Annotated in this window: 14 protein-coding genes; 9 read left to right on the forward strand and 5 right to left on the reverse strand. The window is 67.1% G+C overall.

The window, feature by feature from the left end; translation table 11 throughout:
- Positions 1-6: 6 nt before the first annotated feature.
- The 8 genes from ABW16_RS19925 to ABW16_RS19955 all read left to right on the forward strand — a co-directional run bounded on the left by ABW16_RS19925 (position 7) and on the right by ABW16_RS19955 (position 11407).
- Positions 7-3207, forward strand: coding sequence for a type I restriction endonuclease subunit R (locus ABW16_RS19925; protein ID WP_047320962.1), 3201 nt, complete (start codon positions 7-9; stop codon positions 3205-3207).
- Positions 3208-3368: 161 nt separating this feature from the next.
- Positions 3369-5033 carry a ribosomal protection-like ABC-F family protein gene (abc-f, locus tag ABW16_RS19930; RefSeq protein ID WP_047320963.1) on the forward strand — a complete coding sequence of 555 codons (1665 nt, stop codon included), beginning with the start codon at positions 3369-3371 and terminating at the stop codon, positions 5031-5033.
- Positions 5034-5154: 121 nt separating this feature from the next.
- Positions 5155-6528 carry a cytochrome P450 gene (locus tag ABW16_RS19935; RefSeq protein ID WP_268768049.1) on the forward strand — a complete coding sequence of 458 codons (1374 nt, stop codon included), beginning with the start codon at positions 5155-5157 and terminating at the stop codon, positions 6526-6528.
- A gap of 110 nt (positions 6529-6638) precedes the next feature.
- Complete coding sequence (locus tag ABW16_RS27890; protein WP_267878343.1) at positions 6639-6773, forward strand: hypothetical protein; 135 nt, start codon at positions 6639-6641, stop codon at positions 6771-6773.
- Positions 6774-6961: 188 nt separating this feature from the next.
- Positions 6962-7426: a hypothetical protein gene (locus tag ABW16_RS19940; RefSeq protein ID WP_047320921.1), complete on the forward strand. Its 465-nt coding sequence runs from the start codon at positions 6962-6964 to the stop codon at positions 7424-7426.
- A gap of 12 nt (positions 7427-7438) precedes the next feature.
- Positions 7439-10072: a GH92 family glycosyl hydrolase gene (locus ABW16_RS19945; RefSeq protein ID WP_047320922.1), complete on the forward strand. Its 2634-nt coding sequence runs from the start codon at positions 7439-7441 to the stop codon at positions 10070-10072.
- Between the two features lie 20 nt (positions 10073-10092).
- Positions 10093-10569: a nuclear transport factor 2 family protein gene (locus ABW16_RS19950; protein ID WP_047320923.1), complete on the forward strand. Its 477-nt coding sequence runs from the start codon at positions 10093-10095 to the stop codon at positions 10567-10569.
- A 1-nt stretch (position 10570) separates the two neighbouring features.
- Positions 10571-11407, forward strand: a complete 837-nt coding sequence (locus ABW16_RS19955; RefSeq protein ID WP_047320924.1) for an SDR family NAD(P)-dependent oxidoreductase — start codon at positions 10571-10573, stop codon at positions 11405-11407.
- Positions 11408-11412: 5 nt separating this feature from the next.
- Here the strand turns inward: ABW16_RS19955 and ABW16_RS19960 are convergent, their stop codons facing one another.
- Complete coding sequence (locus tag ABW16_RS19960; RefSeq protein WP_047320925.1) at positions 11413-12831, reverse strand: SDR family oxidoreductase; 1419 nt, start codon at positions 12829-12831, stop codon at positions 11413-11415.
- Between the two features lie 70 nt (positions 12832-12901).
- On the opposite strand from ABW16_RS19960, the gene ABW16_RS19965 reads away from it, so the two are divergent.
- Positions 12902-14542 carry a peptide chain release factor 3 gene (locus ABW16_RS19965; RefSeq protein WP_047320926.1) on the forward strand — a complete coding sequence of 547 codons (1641 nt, stop codon included), beginning with the start codon at positions 12902-12904 and terminating at the stop codon, positions 14540-14542.
- 8 nt (positions 14543-14550) lie between these two features.
- Here the strand turns inward: ABW16_RS19965 and ABW16_RS19970 are convergent, their stop codons facing one another.
- The 4 genes from ABW16_RS19970 to ABW16_RS19985 all read right to left on the reverse strand — a co-directional run bounded on the left by ABW16_RS19970 (position 14551) and on the right by ABW16_RS19985 (position 16647).
- On the reverse strand, positions 14551-15432 hold the full coding sequence (locus tag ABW16_RS19970; RefSeq protein ID WP_047320927.1) for an NYN domain-containing protein: 882 nt from the start codon (positions 15430-15432) through the stop codon (positions 14551-14553).
- 195 nt (positions 15433-15627) lie between these two features.
- Entirely contained in the window at positions 15628-15936 is a 309-nt protein-coding gene (locus ABW16_RS19975) for a hypothetical protein (RefSeq protein ID WP_047320928.1), read from the reverse strand.
- Positions 15937-15976: 40 nt separating this feature from the next.
- Complete coding sequence (locus tag ABW16_RS19980; RefSeq protein WP_047320929.1) at positions 15977-16375, reverse strand: type II toxin-antitoxin system VapC family toxin; 399 nt, start codon at positions 16373-16375, stop codon at positions 15977-15979.
- Positions 16375-16647: a type II toxin-antitoxin system Phd/YefM family antitoxin gene (locus tag ABW16_RS19985; protein WP_047320964.1), complete on the reverse strand. Its 273-nt coding sequence runs from the start codon at positions 16645-16647 to the stop codon at positions 16375-16377. Before ABW16_RS19985 ends, ABW16_RS19980 begins: the two co-directional genes overlap by 1 nt.
- Positions 16648-16649: the final 2 nt, after the last annotated feature.

Raw genomic sequence — 16649 nt, forward strand, 5'->3', positions numbered from 1 at the left:
GCCGGAGTGATGAATGAATCAGACTGGGAGCAGTGGACTCTCGATCAGCTCGGCGAGATCGAGTGGGAACACAAGGCCGGCAAGGACGTGGCACCCGGTTCCGGGGAGCGGGAGAACTGGCATGACATCGTGCTGCGCGGCAGCGTCGAAGTCGCCCTTCGCAACCTGAACCCGAATGTTCCCGAGCAGTACCTGCAGCAGGCATACGCCGAAGTGACTACGCCGCAGTCACAGGACGCGATAACCGAGAACTACCGTCAGCACCAGATTCTCACCGAGGGCTACCGCGGTATCAGCTACATCGACGACGACGGCCGAGAGGTGAACCCGACCATCCGGTTCATCTCCGGTGACCCCGCCAAAAATGGGTACCTGGCGGTCAACCAGGTCACGATCCGCAACTACGAGCACGAGCGCCGCTTCGACGTCGTGCTGTATGTCAACGGGCTGCCACTGTCGATCATCGAACTCAAGCAGGCCGGGGCGAAGACCGCCACCGTCGACATCGCCTACAACCAGCTGCAGACCTACCTGCGCGAATTCCCGATGGCATTCCGCTTCTCCTGCATGGTGCTGGTGACCGATGGGATCAACGCCCGCTACGGCACGGTGTTCACACCCTGGAATCACTTCGCGCCGTGGAACGTCGACGACGACGGGCGACCTGTCGAGTTCGGGGAACCAGCCTCCGACGGGCGACCCGCCACCGAACTGGACCTCACCGTGGCCGGTGTCTACAACGTGGAACGGTTCGGGCAACTGCTGCGCGACTTCACCGCCTTCGATCAGGACGAGGCGGGACTGCGCAAGCGAATCGCCAAGCCGCACCAGTACTTCGCGGTGACCAAGGCAGTCGGCGCCACCGTTGAGGCCGTCGATTCCGACGGGCGAGCCGGCGTGGTGTGGCACACCCAGGGCTCGGGCAAGTCCATGGAGATGGAGCTCTACACTGCCAAGGTGATGCGCCACCCGCGGCTGGCCAACCCCACCGCCATCCTGCTCACCGACCGCACTGAACTCGACAGCCAACTCTACGACGGGTTCAACGTCAGCACACTGCTGCCCGAACGGCCTCAGCCGGTGACCAGCCGGGAGTTGCTGCGAGAAAAGCTCACCGACACCCGCAGCGGCGGCATCTACTTCTCCACGCTGCAGAAGTTCGGCCTGACCAAAGACGAACGCGACGCCGGTGCCGATCACCCGCTGCTATCTGACCGGCGTAACATCATCGTCATCGCCGACGAGGCGCACCGCAGCCACTACGACAACCTCGACGGCTACGCCGCGCACCTGAAGAACGCGCTGCCGCACGCCACATTGATCGCGTTTACCGGTACCCCGATCACCGAGAGGGAACGCGATACTCGCCGCGTGTTCGGCGACGACATCGACGTTTACGACCTGCATCGTGCGGTCGCTGACGGCGCCACCGTGCCGGTGCTGTTCGAACCGCGGCTGATCAAACTGGTGCGGCTCGACGGTGTCGATGACGACCAGATCGACGACGCCGCCGAAGAGGTCACCGTCGGCCTCGATGATGCCGACAAAGAACGCCTGCAGAAAAGCGTGGCGGTATTAGACACCGTCTACGGCGCACCGGAACGGGTGCGGGAGTTGGCTTCGGATCTGGTGCGGCACTGGGAGACCCGGCGCGAGCTGATGCGGCCGTTCATTGGCGGGCCGGGCAAGGCGATGGTCGTCTGCGCCACCCGCTCAATTGCCGCACGCCTGTATGAGGAGCTGATCGCGCTGCGCCCAGCGTGGCACAACGATGCCGACGACAAGGGTGTGGTCAAGGTCGTCTACGCCGCCCTGCCCGGTGATGAGCCGGCGATCACCAAGCACCTGCGTCGGCCCAGCGCTACGGCGGCAGTGAAGCAGCGAGTCAAAGATGCGGACGACGAACTCGAGATCGTGATCGTCAAAGACATGATGCTGACCGGGTTCGACGCACCAGCCCTGCACACACTCTACGTTGACCGACCCCTCAAGGGGGCCCTGCTGATGCAGACTCTGGCCCGGGTGAACCGCACCTTCCGCGGCAAGCAGGACGGACTGCTGGTCGCCTACTCACCGCTGGTGGAGAACCTGACCAAGGCGCTGGCCGAATTCACCCGCGACACCGCCACCACAGGGGACAAACTGGTCGGGCAGAACATCGCCGAGGCAGCGGCGATCGTCTACGACCTGCTGGCCAAACTGCACGAGCTCGTCGGGGAGGAGTGGCGCGACATCGTTAGGGCCGACCCGAAGCGAGGCTGGCTGCGAGCCACCCGCGACATTACCGTGAAGCTGCGGTCGCCGGCCACACCGGGCAACGTCGACCCCGACAATCCGGAGATCCGCCCGTTGGCCGATAAATTCCGGGATTTGTCCGCAAAGCTTGCCAGGGCCTGGGCGCTGACCGGGGGACACGCTGACCGGGACGCCGAACTGGAACGCGTACGTCCCGATGTGCGGTTTTACGAAGAAGTCCGCGGTTGGATGGCGAAACTGGATGCCCAAGCCCGCATCGCCTCGGGCCAGCCGATCCCCGACGACGTTAAACGACTGCTGGGTGAGATCATCGTCGACTCAGCCGAAACCACCGGCGTCGTGGATATCTACCGAGCGGCAGGACTGGAGTTGCCGCAACTCGACCACCTAACCCCCGCGTGGCTTGAGGATGCGCAGCAGCCCAGCAAAGCGCACCTGGCGATCGAGGCGCTCAAGGCCAGCTTGCTGCAGAAAGCGCGCGAATCGACCCGCGGCAACGATGTGCGCAGCAAGTTGTTTTCCGAACGTATCAACGACCTGATGGCCAAGTACACCAACCAACAGCTGACCGCCGCCGACGTGATCGCGCGTCTGGTCGAGCTGGCCGACGAAGTCGTGGCCGAGGCGGACCGGGGCAAGCTTTTCACTCCACCGCTGGCCACCGATGAACTCGCCTTCTACGACGTGGTCGCCCAGAACCCGTCGGCGCTCGATGTAATGGGTGACGATGTGATCGCCCAGATCGCCCGGGACCTGGTTGCCGCCATGCGCCGGGATACCCGGGTGGACTGGACCGTGCGTGAGGATGTCAAGGCCAAACTGCGGGCGTCGATCAAACGGTTGCTGCGTAAGTACGGCTATCCGCCGGATCAGCAGCCGGCGGCGATCGTGGCGGTGATGAACCAGATGGAAGCTTTCGCCCCGCGATACGCGGAGGAAGCCGCTCAATAGATCTGTTTACCAACGTTAGTGGCTGGGCCGCTCATGTCTCACTCGACGAGTTCTTTTGAGTCGGATACTTGTCTCCCTTCGCTGGGCATCAATAGATGAGCAGCGCGTTCCTGCGCACCGCCATCCCCCGTTCCGCGTTCCGTCCCTGCGACCATGTACCGATGACCGCAACACTCGTCGCCAAGACCGTCGCCGGGGGCTTCGCGCACCGCACCCTGTTCGAGGGCGTTGACCTAACCGTGGCACCGGGCGACGTCATCGGCGTCGTGGGCGCTAACGGCGCCGGCAAGAGCACCCTGTTACGGATCCTGGCCGGCGATCTGGAACCGCTCGACGGCGCGGTCAACATCGCCCCGGCCGATGCGTTCGTCGGCTGGTTGCCGCAGGAGCACGAGCGGGTGGCAGGCGAGACCGTCGGCGCCTATATCGCGCGCCGGACCGGCTGCGCTCAGGCGTCGCAGGCCATGGACGCCGTGGCCGCGGCCCTGGCAGATCCGGATCTGGCTCCTGCGCATACCGATCCGGCCGAGGCCTACTCCATCGCGCTGGACCATTGGCTTGTCACCGGCGCGGCGGACCTCGAGGACCGGGTGCCGGCAGTGCTGGCCGACCTCGGACTGGACTCCGAGGCGGTGCAGCCCGAGTCGACGCTGATGACCGGGTTGTCGGGTGGGCAGGCCGCCCGGGTGGGCCTGGCCGCACTGATGCTGTCGCGGTTCGACATCGTCCTGCTCGACGAGCCGACCAACGACCTCGACCTGGACGGGCTGGCCCGGCTGGAGCAGCTCGTCCGTGAACTTCGGGGCGGGGTGGTGCTGGTCAGCCACGACCGGGAGTTCCTGGCCCGCAGCGTCACTCGTGTCCTGGAATTGGATCTGGCGCAGAACACCACGACCGTATTCGGCGGCGGATACGACAGCTATCTCGAGGAACGCGAGATCAACCGCCGGCACCGGCGTGAGCAGTACGAGGAATTCGCCGAGAAGAAGGCCGACCTGGTCGCTCGCGCCCGCACGCAGCGGGAGTGGTCCAGCCAGGGCGTCCGCAACGCGATGCGCAAGGCGCCGGACAACGACAAGATCCGGCGCCGTGCCGCTACCGACTCCAGTGAGAAACAGGCGCAGAAGGTGCGTCAGATGGAGAGCCGGATCGCCCGCCTCGAGGAGGTCGTCGAACCCCGCAAGGAATGGACGCTGCAATTCAGCATCGGCGCTGCGCCACGGTCGAGTTCGGTGGTGGCGACACTCGACAATGCCGTAGCGCGGCAAGGCGATTTCGTCCTCGGACCGGTGTCGCTACAGGTGGATGCCGGCGAGCGGATCGGCATCGTGGGCCCCAACGGGGCGGGCAAGTCGACGTTGCTGCGACTGCTGCTCGGCCGCCAGCAGCCCGACGCGGGCCGCGCAAGCCTGGGCGCCAACGTCGCTATCGGTGAAATCGATCAGGCACGCGCCGATTTCACCGGCCCCGCCCGTCTGGTCGATCGCTTCGAGCAGCGGGTTCCGGACTGGTCGACGGCCGATGTGCGAACCCTGCTGGCGAAGTTCGGGCTGACCGCCGACCATGTGGAGCGCGCGGTCGACGACCTTTCGCCCGGGGAGCGCACACGCGCCGGCCTGGCGTTGCTGCAAGCCTGCGGAACGAACGTGCTGGTCCTCGACGAACCGACCAACCATCTAGATCTGCCCGCCATCGAACAGCTCGAACAGGCGCTGGAAACCTACGACGGTGCGCTGTTGTTGGTGACCCACGACCGCCGGATGTTGCAGAACGTCCGGTTGGACCGCACTTGGCGGGTCGAGGACGGGAGTGTTACCGAGCTGTAGGCGGAAGCGGCTATCCGAGACGGCCGCGAGCCGCCCCTCGCAGTATCGGTCCGACGGGTCACTCCGCGCCGTTGCCGCCTTGGGCGTCGATGACGGTTTGGATCAGCTCGGCGATGCGCTGCTGTCCGGCCGCGATCCACAGGCGGCGCCGCCGCCCCCACCGCAATTCACTCCGCCAGCCACCAGCACCCCACTACTCTCAGCGCACATGAGTCGCCCGGTGCGCTACCGACCCGGCGAGGCGCTGCTGGCGCTGCATCGCCACCGCGGCCCGATGGTCGACGCCGGGCTTGGCCGCCACGGCTACGTCTATCTTTTCGGCGCGGCGGCCAACAAGTTCGTCTTCGCCAACTCCGACGCCTTCAACTGGTGGGACGCCTTCCAGGCGCTGGTGCCCGTCGACGGGCCCACCGCGTTGATCGTCAGCGACGGGGCGGATCATCGTCGTCGCCGCAGCCTGGTCCAACCGGCATTCCATCAATGCCACCTCGGGGACTACCTGCAGATCATGGCGGCCAACGTCGACGCTGTCATCGACACCTGGCAGCCCGGCCAAACCGTCGATATCTTCGCCCGGCTGCGCTCGGCGATCCGGCGCAGCGCCATCGAGTCACTGTTCGGCCAGCGGATGGTCAAGCACTCCGACTTCCTGGGCGAACAGCTGCAACCACTGATGGAGCTCACCCACCGGCTGCCCCAGGTACTAAAGGCCGAGCAGCGGTTGCGCTCCCCGGCGTGGCGCCGCGCGATGGCTGCCAAGATCCGCGTCGACGAGCTGATCTACGCCGAGATCGCCCACGTCCGAAACCATCCCAGCGCCGACGGCAACGTGCTGGCCGCTTTGGTCGACGGGCGTACCGAGGCCGGCGAGACGTTGCGGGACGACGAGATCCGCGACCAGATCGTCTCGCTGATCGCCGCCGGCTATGAGACGACTAGCGCGGCGATGGGGTGGGCGGTGTATGCGCTGTTGACCACCCCCGGGGTGTGGGAGACCGCCGCCAACGAAATCCGCGACGTCGTAGGAGGCCGGGCTCCGACCGCCGCCGACCTGAAGAACCTGACCTACCTCAACGGTGTCGTGCACGAGACTTTGCGGCTCTACCCGCCCGCGGTGATCTCCGCGCGCAAGGTCATCCGGGACCTGCCGTTCGCCGGCCGCCGCATCCGCGCGGGTCGCACCCTGGTGTTCAGCCCGTACGTCACCCACCGGCTCCCCGAGCTGTGGCCCGACCCGCTGGAGTTCGAGCCGCGCCGCTGGGACCCGGGTTTCGAAGGGTATCGCCGGCCCGCCCCGTACGAGTTCCTGCCGTTCGGCGGCGGAACGCACCGCTGCATCGGGTCGGCGTTCGCGACCGCCGAGCTGACGGTGATGCTGGCCCGGTTGCTGGCCAGAACCCGGCTGAGCCTGTCTGACCAGCGCATACGTGCCGGAGGATACGCGGCGCTGCAGCCCCGCCACGGTCTCGTCGCGCACGTCGCCGAGCTCCACTAAACCGCGACTTTCCGGTGAATTGGATGGGACTGGCATTTTCCTTAGAGATATGATGTGGTGTAGACCACGTTGGAAACCCCGATGTGATGCGCACCACAGGAGAGATGGCAATGACAGCGTTCTTGACCGGTTTGGGCGTCACGGCCGCCACCGCGACCGTCGGCGCCGGCATGATGGGCCACGCCACCTTGGCGTTGTGCGTCGGTTTGGTGTCGGCGGCGTTCTTCGCCGGCCAAATCTGCTGATTCGCCTGCCCTAGCGCGCGCCACGGCGAACTGCCGTGGCCGCCTTGTCGCGTACGTCTTCCCGCCGCAATAAGTGACCCATGGCTGACTCGCCGGGGACTACCGACCCTGCCCCGCACCGAGCGGCGGTGGTCAGCTGGATTCAGCTAGACCGCTGTCCGGTCCAGCGGTCAGGGAAGGAAAGCGCAATGAGCACGTCAGAACAATCGCAGGCCGCCACGCGGATGTTTGCCCGGGTGATGGGGCCCTTCATCGTCGTCCTCGACGGCGGCGCGGCGGTCCGCGCCCCGGAGCTGTGGCAGCACTTCTCGCAGTTCTCCGCCGAGCCGCTGTGGACGTGGACGGCGGGGGCGTTCGCGCTGCTGATCGGTCTGGTGGTGATCGGCCTGCACCCGTATTGGCGAGGCGCCCCGGCCATCATCATCTCGGTGGTGGGCTGGCTGGTCGCCGTCAAGGGATTCTTCCTGATCATGTTCCCCGACACCCTGATGTCGATTCCCGACAACACGGCCGGCGCGATCACCTGGTGGCGTGTCCTTTACGTGGGCATCGCGCTGTTGGGGCTGTACCTGAGCTACGTCGGTTGGAACCCCGCGGCACGCCGGTCCGCACCGCAGGAGGCGAAAACGCTTGCTGGAACGCCGGGGGTGTAGTAGAGCACAGCTATGCGCTCCCGACAGGCCATGCTGGTGCTGCTGGCCTCGGCACTGCTGGTCGTCGGGCTAGTCGCGGCCCCGAACACGTCCTACGAATACCGGCCGGCGTTCGTGACCCATCCGGTCGACTACGTCGACACCCTGATCGGTACCGGAACCGGCGGCAGGGTCGTCGGGGAGATCAACAATTTCCCCGGCGCCTCAGTGCCGTTCGGCATGGTGCAGTACTCGCCCGACACCGTCGGCACCTACGCCGGATATGACCACGGCGTCGACCAGGCCACCGGATTCAGCGTCACCCACGCCTCGGTGGGCTGCGCGGCCTTCGGGGACATCTCGATGCTGCCCACCACCACCGAGATCGGCTCGCGGCCATGGGAAGTCACCGAGAAGATCGCCCACGACCGCACCGAGAGCGGCAGGCCCGGCTACTACACCGTCCGCTTCCCCGAGACCGGCGTGACCGCTGAACTGACCGCCACCACCCGCACCGGCGTCGGCCGGTTCCACTACCCGCGCAACGGCGAGCCGGCGCTGTTCTATGTGCGCCCGAGTGCATCGCTGGCAGGCAACTCTGCGGCGACGATCCAGATCGGAGACGACAACACCACCATCACCGGAATGGCGGCCAGCGGCGGGTTCTGCGGCAAAAACAACACCTACACGGTGTATTTCGCGATGAAGTTCAACCGTCCGTTCACCGCCTACGGCACCTGGGACGGGTACTCGGTCTATCCGGGCACCCGCGGCGCCTACTCCAGCTACATCGGCGACAGCGGCGGGTACGTGCAGTTTCCGCCCGGATCGCTGGTCGAAGTACAGACCGCGCTGTCCTACGTCAGCATCGACGGTGCGCGGGCGAACCTGGCCGCCGAAGGCAAAGCAGGTTTCGACGATGTGCGCGCCGCATCCGAACGCGAGTGGAACACTGCGCTGTCGCAGATCCGGGTGGCCGGCCGGGACCGACGTGACCTGACGACGTTCTATACCGCGCTGTATCACGCTCTGCTGCACCCGAATACGTTCAACGACGTCGACGGCCGCTACCTCGGCTTCGACAACGCCATCCACACGCTGCCCGACGGGCACACCCAGTACGCGAACTTCTCCGACTGGGACACTTACCGGGGATTGGCTGCGCTGCACGGGCTGCTGGTGCCGCAGCGTGCCTCGGACATGGCGCAGTCGCTGGTCAACGACGCCGAACACGCCGGGGCGTTTCCGCGGTGGGCACTGGCCAACGCCGCCACCGCCCAGATGACCGGCGACAGCGTGGTGCCGTTGATCGTGAACCTGTACGCATTCGGCGCCAGGGAGTTCGATACGACACGGGCGCTGCACTACATGGTCTCGGGCGCGACCACCGGCGGGGTGGGCCGCGACGGCTACGTCGAGCGTCCGGGCCTGGGCAGCTATCTGGAACGCGGGTATCTGCCGCAGGCCGGTGGATCCTGCAGGGGGCCTTCGATTCCCAGTGCATCGATCACCCTGGAGTGGTCGGTCGACGACTTCGCCATCGCCCGCTTCGCCGACGCGCTCGGCCAAAGCGATACCGCCGCGCAATTCCAGCCGAGGGCGCAGTACTGGCAGAACCTGTTCAACCCCACCACGGGCTACCTCTCGCCCCGCGACGCGGCCGGCTTCTTTCCGGACGGACCCGGGTTCGTCGAACCCGACCCGCGTTGCTTCGGTCAGCTCGGATACGACGAGGGCAACGCCGAGCAATACCTGTGGTACGTGCCGCACAATGTCGCCGGCCTGGTCACCGCGCTCGGCGGTCGCGGGGCGGCGATCGACCGGCTCGACCGGTTCACCAAAAAACTCAACGTGGGCCCCAACCAGCCCTACCTGTGGGCCGGCAACGAAGTGGGCCTGGGCGTGCCCTGGCTGTACAACTACCTCGGCCAACCGTGGAAGACGCAGCGGCTGGTCGACCGGATCCGCAGCGAACTGTTCGGCCCCACCCCCAACGGCGTACCCGGCAACGACGACCTCGGCGCGATGGCCAGCTGGTATGTCTGGTCCGCGCTGGGCCTGTACCCGGCCATCCCGGGAACCGCGATCCTGACCGTCAACACCCCGTTGTTCGAAGCGGCCGAAATCGCTTTGGCGCGCGGCAAATCCATCCGGATCAGCGCGCCCGGCGCTTCCGGATGGCACCGGTTGCGTTATATCGACGGGCTGACGGTTGACGGCCGGCCCACCGAGCAGACCTCCCTTCCGGAGTCCGTCATCCGCACCGGCGGTCAGCTCGTCTTCACCCTGTCACGCAAGCCGAACATGCAGTGGGGCAGCGCGGAATCCGCGGCGCCACCGTCGTTCGGCGCGGGTGGTCAGGCCGTGGCCGTCAACGTCACACCGGCGGTCGCCGAGATCACCCCCGGCGGCTCGGCGACCGTCACATTCGATGCGCAACGACTGAGCGCCGGTCCCGACGACTACATGATCACCGGCACCTCCGCCGACGGCAGGATCGCGGTGATGCCGGTTTCGGGCAGGTTCGATGCCGACGGAGCCGCGCATCGGCGCCTCGAGGTCACGGTGGCCCCATCGGTGCCCACGGGAAGCCATCGACTGGCCTTGACGACAACGGTTGGCCAGAGCACCCGCACGTTCACGATGCTGATCACCGTCGGCGGATAGCCCCCACTATCGTCGAGACGATGACCGTCGAAGAGCGACTGGAAGCCCTCGAACAGATCGAGGCGATCAAAGCCCTCAAGCACCGCTATTTCCGGGCCTGCGACGCCAAGGACCCCGAAACCTTCCGGGCCTGCTTCATCGCCCGCGGCGCCGACATTCATTACGGACCCCTGGGCGGGTTCGACGACGCCGACCAGATCGCAGAGGTGTTCACCCGCATCGCGCTGCACACCGTGGACGGCAAACCGGTGATCCTCGATATGCACCACGGCATGCACCCCGATATCACCGTCACCGGACCCGGCACGGCCACCGGGCGCTGGACGCTGAAGTTTCGCCAGCTCAACATGATCGAGCGCACCGAACGCCTCCTCACCGGCGAGTACGACGACGACTACGTGATCGAGGACGGGGCCTGGAAAATGGCCCGCAGCCACTTCCGGCAGCTCTGGGTGATCACCCGGCCCCTCGGCGACGACACCACCGTGGAGATCTGAGATGAGCACACGGATCGCCCTGGTGACCGGCGCCAGCCGCAGCGTCGGCAAGGGCATTGCCCTGGCGCTCGGCTCGCACGGCTGGACTGTCTACGTCACCGCCCGCGGCGAAGTCGGCGCCGACGGGCCGCTGGATGAGACCGCCCGACTGATCACCGAGCGCGGTGGGCGTGGCATACCCGTGCAGTGCGACCACCGCGACGACGACCAGATCGCCGCGCTGTTCGCCCGCGTCGCCGACGAGCGGGGCGGCCGGCTGGATCTACTGGTCAACAACGTCTGGGCGGCGCCCAAGGGGTTCGCCGGGTTCACCGAGAAGTTCTGGCAGCGGCCGCTTTCCGACTGGGACACCCTGATCGGGGTGGGCCTGCGCGCCCACTACGTCGCCTCGGTGCACGCCGCGCAGCTGATGGTGGCCCGCGGTGCCGGCCTGATCGCCAACATCTCCTCGTTCGGGGCGCGGGGGCACCTGCACTCGGTGCTCTACGGCATGTCCAAAGCCGGGCTGGACAAGATGGCCGCCGACATGGCGGTCGAACTGACCGGTACCGGGGTGAGCGCGGTGTCGCTGTGGCCGGGCCTGGTGAAAAACGAAGTCATGCAGGGCTTCATGGATCGCGGCCTGGACAACTTCCAGGGCTTTCCGCTGGCCAACGCCGAAACCCCGGAGTTCATCGGCCGCGTCATCGCTGCCCTGGCCGACGATCCGGATATCGGCGCCCGCAGCGGGCACACCCTGATCACCGCCGAGACCGCGCTCGACTACGGCGTCACCGACCTCGAAGGAAACCAGCCGGACTCGCACCGCACCCTGTTCGGCGGCGGCCCGCTGTATTGACGGCGCTACCAGGGACTCGGCGCGTAATCCTTGAGGAAACACCCGTACAGATCTTCGCCGGCTTCCCCGCGCACGATCGGGTCGTAGACCCGGGCGGCGCCGTCCACGAGATCCAACGGGGCGTGGAATCCCTCCTCGGCCAGTCGCAGCTTGGTGGGATGCGGGCGCTCATCGGTGATCCAGCCGGTGTCCACCGCGGTCATCAGGATGCCGTCGTTCTCCAGCATCTCGGCTGCGCTGGTGCGGGTCAGCATATTCAGCGCGGCCTTGGCCATGTTGGTGTGTGGATGGCCCGGGCCCTTGTAGCGGCGGCTGAACTGCCCCTCCATCGCCGACACATTCACCACGTACTTACGGCGGGCCGAAGCCGCCGCCATGGCCGGGCGCAGCCGGCTCACCAGGATGAACGGCGCGGTTTGGTTGCACAGCTGCACCTCGAGCAGCTCCAGGGCGTCGACTTCGTGCACCCGCTGGGTCCAGCTGTTCACCGCGGCGGTGTCGGGCAACAGCCCACCCGCGTCGATGGCGACGCCGGCGGCGATCCGTTGCGGGGAGGCGCTGCGGGCGGTCAGGGCCAGTTCGGTCAGCGCGTGCGGCTCCTGGTGCTCGGCCAGGCTGCCGGCCAGCGCCGCCGGGTGGGCGTCGCTGACGTGGTCGAAGGTGATCACATCAACCAGCTCGCCTGCGGGGGTGCGCTCGGCCTCGATGAGGGCGGCATACGAGCCGGGTGCGCGCCGCACCGTCTGCGCCGCGTTGTTGATCAGGATGTCCAACGGGCCCTGGGCGGCCACCGTGTCAGCCAGCGCGACGACCTGTGCCGGGTCGCGCAGGTCGATACCCACCACCTGCAGCCGATGCAGCCAGTCGGCGTGATCGGGCATGGCGGCGAAGCGGCGCACGGCATCGTTGGGGAACCGGGTGGTGATGGTGGTGTGTGCACCGTCGCGCAGCAGCCGCAGCGCGATGTACATGCCGATCTTGGCGCGTCCGCCGGTGAGCAGGGCGCGGCGGCCGGTCAAGTCGGTGCGAGCGTCACGCTTGGCCCGGCTCATCGCGGCGCAGCCCGGGCAGAGTTGGTGATAGAACGCGTCGACCTGCGTGTAGTGGACCTTGCAGATGTAGCAGGCCTGCGAGCGCAGCAGTGTGCCTGCCGACGCCCCGACCGTGGCAGACACCAGCGGAATGCCCTGCGTCTCGTCGTCGATTCGGCCCGGCGCCCCGGTGGCCGTGGCGGCGATGACGGCCTGGTCAGCGGAGCTCACTGCGTCGCGTTTGGCGTTCCGGCGGGCCTTCTTGAGGGCCTTGAACATGCGCGCGGTGGCTCGGCGCACCGCAACGGCGTCGGGGTGCTCAGCCGGCAGCGCATCAATCTCGCCGAGCACCTCTAGGCAGGTGGCAAGCCTTTCGGGGTCGATCGCGGTCACGCCGGAAGGGTATCGGGCCTAGTGCCCGATTACCGATTCGCGCAAGATCGCCCATACACTCGCTGACGCAATGACCGACAACGCCCTGGATTCGCCGACGGTCGCCGCCGCGGCGCAAACGGGCCGGATCGCCTCCGAAGCGGGCCGCCGCCGAACCTTCGCCGTCATCAGCCATCCCGACGCCGGCAAATCCACCCTGACCGAGGCGCTGGTGCTGCACGCCAAAGCCATCACCGAGGCCGGCGCGGTCCACGGCAAAGCCGGTCGTCGTGCCACCGTGTCGGACTGGATGGAGATGGAGAAAGCCCGCGGCATCTCGATCACGTCGACCGCCCTGCAGTTCCCGTACCGCACCGCCAAGGGGCAGGACTGCGTCATCAACCTGCTCGACACTCCCGGCCACGCCGACTTCTCCGAAGACACCTACCGGGTGCTGACCGCCGTCGACTCCGCCGTCATGCTCATCGATGCCGCGAAAGGCCTTGAGCCGCAGACCCTCAAGCTGTTCCAGGTGTGCCGTCATCGTCGGATCCCGATCATCACCGTGATCAACAAGTGGGACCGACCCGGCCGGCATGCCCTGGAGTTGATGGACGAGATCCATACCCGCATCGGGCTGCGCCCCACCCCGCTGACCTGGCCGGTCGGCATCGCCGGAGAGTTCAACGGGGTGCTCGACCGCCCGTCCGGAAACTTCATCCGGTTCACCCGCACCGCCGGTGGTGCCACCGCGGCACCCGAGGAGCACATCGCCGCGGCCGATGCGCGCGCCGCCGCCGGTACCGACTGGGATACCGCGGTCGAAGAGTGCGAGTTGCTGTCCGCCGACGGATCCGACTTCGACCGCGAGGCGTTCCTCGACTGCACGGCGACACCGGTGCTGTTCACCTCGGCGGCATTGAACTTCGGCGTGAACCAGCTGCTCGACGTGCTCACCGAGTTGGCGCCGGCGCCCAGCGGGGCGCTCGACGTCGACGGGGCCCGGCGCGCCACCGACGCACCGTTCAGCGCTTTCGTGTTCAAGGTGCAGGCCGGGATGGACTCGGCCCATCGCGATCGCATCGCGTTCGCGCGGGTGTACTCGGGAACCTTCGAGCGCGGCGATGTCCTCACCCACGCCGCGAGTGGCAAGCCCTTTGTCACCAAGTACGCCCAGTCGGTGTTCGGCCAGCAGCGCTCCACGTTGGACACCGCGTGGCCCGGTGATGTGATCGGGCTGGCCAACGCCGCCGCCCTGCGTCCGGGCGACACGCTGTATTGCGATGTGCCCGTGCAGTACCCGCCGATCCCGAGCTTCTCGCCGGAGCATTTCTCCGTGGCACGCAACGTCGATCCCAGCAAGCACAAGCAGTTCCGCCGCGGCATCGAGCAGTTGGACCAGGAGGGCGTGGTGCAGGTGCTGGTCTCCGATCGCCGCGGTGAGCAGGCGCCGGTGCTTGCCGCGGTCGGGCCGATGCAGTTCGAGGTGGCCGCACACCGGATGGCCAGCGAAATGGGCGCGCCGATCACGCTGGAACCGCTGCCGTATCAGGTCGCCCGCATCGTGGATCCCGGCGACGTCGACTTCGTCAGCAAGCAGTCGTTGGCCGAAGTCTTGACCCGCACCGACGGCGTTCACCTGGTGTTGTTCTCCAACGCTTGGCGCCTGCAGGGGTTTCAGCGCGACAACCCCGATGTGCAGCTGCGGTCCTTGGTGGCCGCGGAGGGGTAGCTCGGCCGCTAGGTGCGCAACCGCACCATTCGCGTCGTCGAACTCTCGTCGAGCTCCACCAGGTCCGAGTAGGACCGCAGGAAGTCGCTGAATGACTTGTACCCCAGGGCTTTCTCGCTGAAGGAGGGGTCCATGCGCTTCATCTGGGCCTTGACCGACGAGTTGTGCAGCCACTCGACGTCGTCTTTCTCCAGGCCGATCTTCAGGGCGCGGATGAGCAGTCCGGTGGCGGTGTCCTGCGGATCCGGTTGTGGCGGCTCCTCGGGCTCCTCTTTGGTTTGGCGGGTGCGCCGCTTCGGTCCTGCGTCTGCGTCGGCGGCCGCCGGCGCGGGCTCGAACACCGGCACTCCGGGCAGTGCGTCATAGCTGACGAAGTCGTCGCAGGCCGCCGCCAGCGCGCGGCTGGTCGAGCCGGCCACCCCGATCCCGACGACATAGCGGCCCAGACGTTTACAGCGCTGCGCCAGCGGGATGTAGTCGGAGTCGCCCGCCACGATCACCACGTGGGTCAGATCAGGCAGCCGGAACATGTCCTCGACCGCGTCGACGGCCAACCGGATGTCGGCGCCGTTCTTGCCGTAGGCGGCCGCCGGGAACAACTGCACCAGGTCGACCGCTCGTCCCACCAGTTGCGCGCGGTAGCCGGTGTTGACCTCGGCTGACCAGTCGGCGTAGGCGCGGGTGAGCACCAGCGTCCCGAACGACGACGCGAAGTCGATGATCGCCCCGACGTCGACGGTGGCTCGGGCGAGGCGTTCCGGGTTCTTGGCCAGGCCCTTGGCCTTGTCCTTCTGAAACGAACTGCGCCCGTTGACCTGGTCGTAGCGGGAGATCACGATGTTGTCGAAGTCGAGGTAGACCGCGACGCGGGTGTCTCCGGATTCCGTCATGGTCTCAGTGTGACGCACCACTGGTCTCATCCATAACTGGTTGGCGGGGATGGGGGAGGTGCCCACCTTTGAGCGACAACCGCGAGTGCGTCGCGGGGTGGGTGCAATTACGCGCCGGGTTGGGGTGACGTTGTCGCGCAGAGGCGGGCAAATGTCCACATGGTTCGGCCCGGCGGCCCGCCGTCGGCGACGTGCCTAACTGGCCCGGTACCAGCGCGGAATCAGCTCCGGGTCCGGCAGCGGGTACTGCCCGAAGAACCCGCGCGGGTCGCCGCGCAACACCTGGGCGTTCTGAACGTCGGCGCGCTGGCGGATTTCGCTTAACCGGGTCCATTCGGCTGCGCGGTACGCGGTGTAGCTGCGCATCAGCCGGCGCGTGACGATCACCAGCAAGGTGATCACGGCGCCGGCCAGAATGAGCCAGCGCAGCCACCACAGCAACGCGATGAACACGAGAATGGCGAAGCCCGTTCCGTTGCTGCCCGACTGTTTGCGATTCCCCATGGTCGCGACGGTAAGCCTGGGGTGTGACAGATCGGGGCGACTAGCGACCCGGGGAAACGGTCGGCAGGCCGATGGCTTCGGCGGCCGCGAGCAGGCGTTCGTCGTAGGCGACGAACGCCGTTAACCTGGCGCCGAACACCGCGTGGCCGGTCGCCAGATGGATGGCGTCCAGGGATCGCAGCGTCGGGTCGGGTAATGCCGCAGCGGCGGCCCGAACCACCTCGTTCACCTCGTAGCGGGAGACCCGTGCCAGCGTTGCCGGGGCATCGACCAGCAACGACGGCTCCGCCCGTCGGATAGCGCGAGGCAGTTCGGCCTCGATCAGCGTTGAGGACACCCATGGCGTTGGCTGCTGTGCGGCAAGCCAGTCGACGAGCGCATCACTCTCCGGTTCACGCCGGATGAGCTTCACCAGAGCCGACGTGTCCAGATACAGCATCAGTAGCGCTCGTCATCCCGCATCTGGCGGAGCAGTTCCCCTGCCTCGTGATCGGTACGAACCGGACCCGTTGGGCGAGGCACCGGCCCGCTGAGGGTCGCCGGATGAAGTTGCCCCGCCTTGATCATCTCGGCTAGTGGACTGTCCTGGGCGGGGACAAGGCGGGCGACTACCGTTCCCCGCTCGGTGATGTCCAGATGCTCGCCGCGCTTGACCCGCGCCAGTACACCGGCGGTGTTCTGGTTCAGCTCGCGTACCGGCACTTCAGACACGC

Source organism: Mycolicibacter heraklionensis, assembly GCF_001021505.1.
In the GTDB taxonomy this organism is placed as follows: Bacteria; Actinomycetota; Actinomycetes; order Mycobacteriales; family Mycobacteriaceae; genus Mycobacterium; species Mycobacterium heraklionense.

Excerpts from the sequence above, each read along its gene's own strand:
- ABW16_RS19970 (WP_047320927.1), bottom strand. The coding sequence starts at position 15,432 with ATGACGGAATCCGGAGACACCCGCGTCGCGGTCTACCTCGACTTCGAC.
- abc-f (WP_047320963.1), top strand. The coding sequence starts at position 3,369 with ATGACCGCAACACTCGTCGCCAAGACCGTCGCCGGGGGCTTCGCGCAC.
- ABW16_RS19945 (WP_047320922.1), top strand. The coding sequence starts at position 7,439 with ATGCGCTCCCGACAGGCCATGCTGGTGCTGCTGGCCTCGGCACTGCTG.
- ABW16_RS19980 (WP_047320929.1), bottom strand. The coding sequence starts at position 16,375 with ATGCTGTATCTGGACACGTCGGCTCTGGTGAAGCTCATCCGGCGTGAA.
- ABW16_RS27890 (WP_267878343.1), top strand. The coding sequence starts at position 6,639 with ATGACAGCGTTCTTGACCGGTTTGGGCGTCACGGCCGCCACCGCGACC.
- ABW16_RS19950 (WP_047320923.1), top strand. The coding sequence starts at position 10,093 with ATGACCGTCGAAGAGCGACTGGAAGCCCTCGAACAGATCGAGGCGATC.
- ABW16_RS19975 (WP_047320928.1), bottom strand. The coding sequence starts at position 15,936 with ATGGGGAATCGCAAACAGTCGGGCAGCAACGGAACGGGCTTCGCCATT.
- ABW16_RS19940 (WP_047320921.1), top strand. The coding sequence starts at position 6,962 with ATGAGCACGTCAGAACAATCGCAGGCCGCCACGCGGATGTTTGCCCGG.
- ABW16_RS19965 (WP_047320926.1), top strand. The coding sequence starts at position 12,902 with ATGACCGACAACGCCCTGGATTCGCCGACGGTCGCCGCCGCGGCGCAA.
- ABW16_RS19955 (WP_047320924.1), top strand. The coding sequence starts at position 10,571 with ATGAGCACACGGATCGCCCTGGTGACCGGCGCCAGCCGCAGCGTCGGC.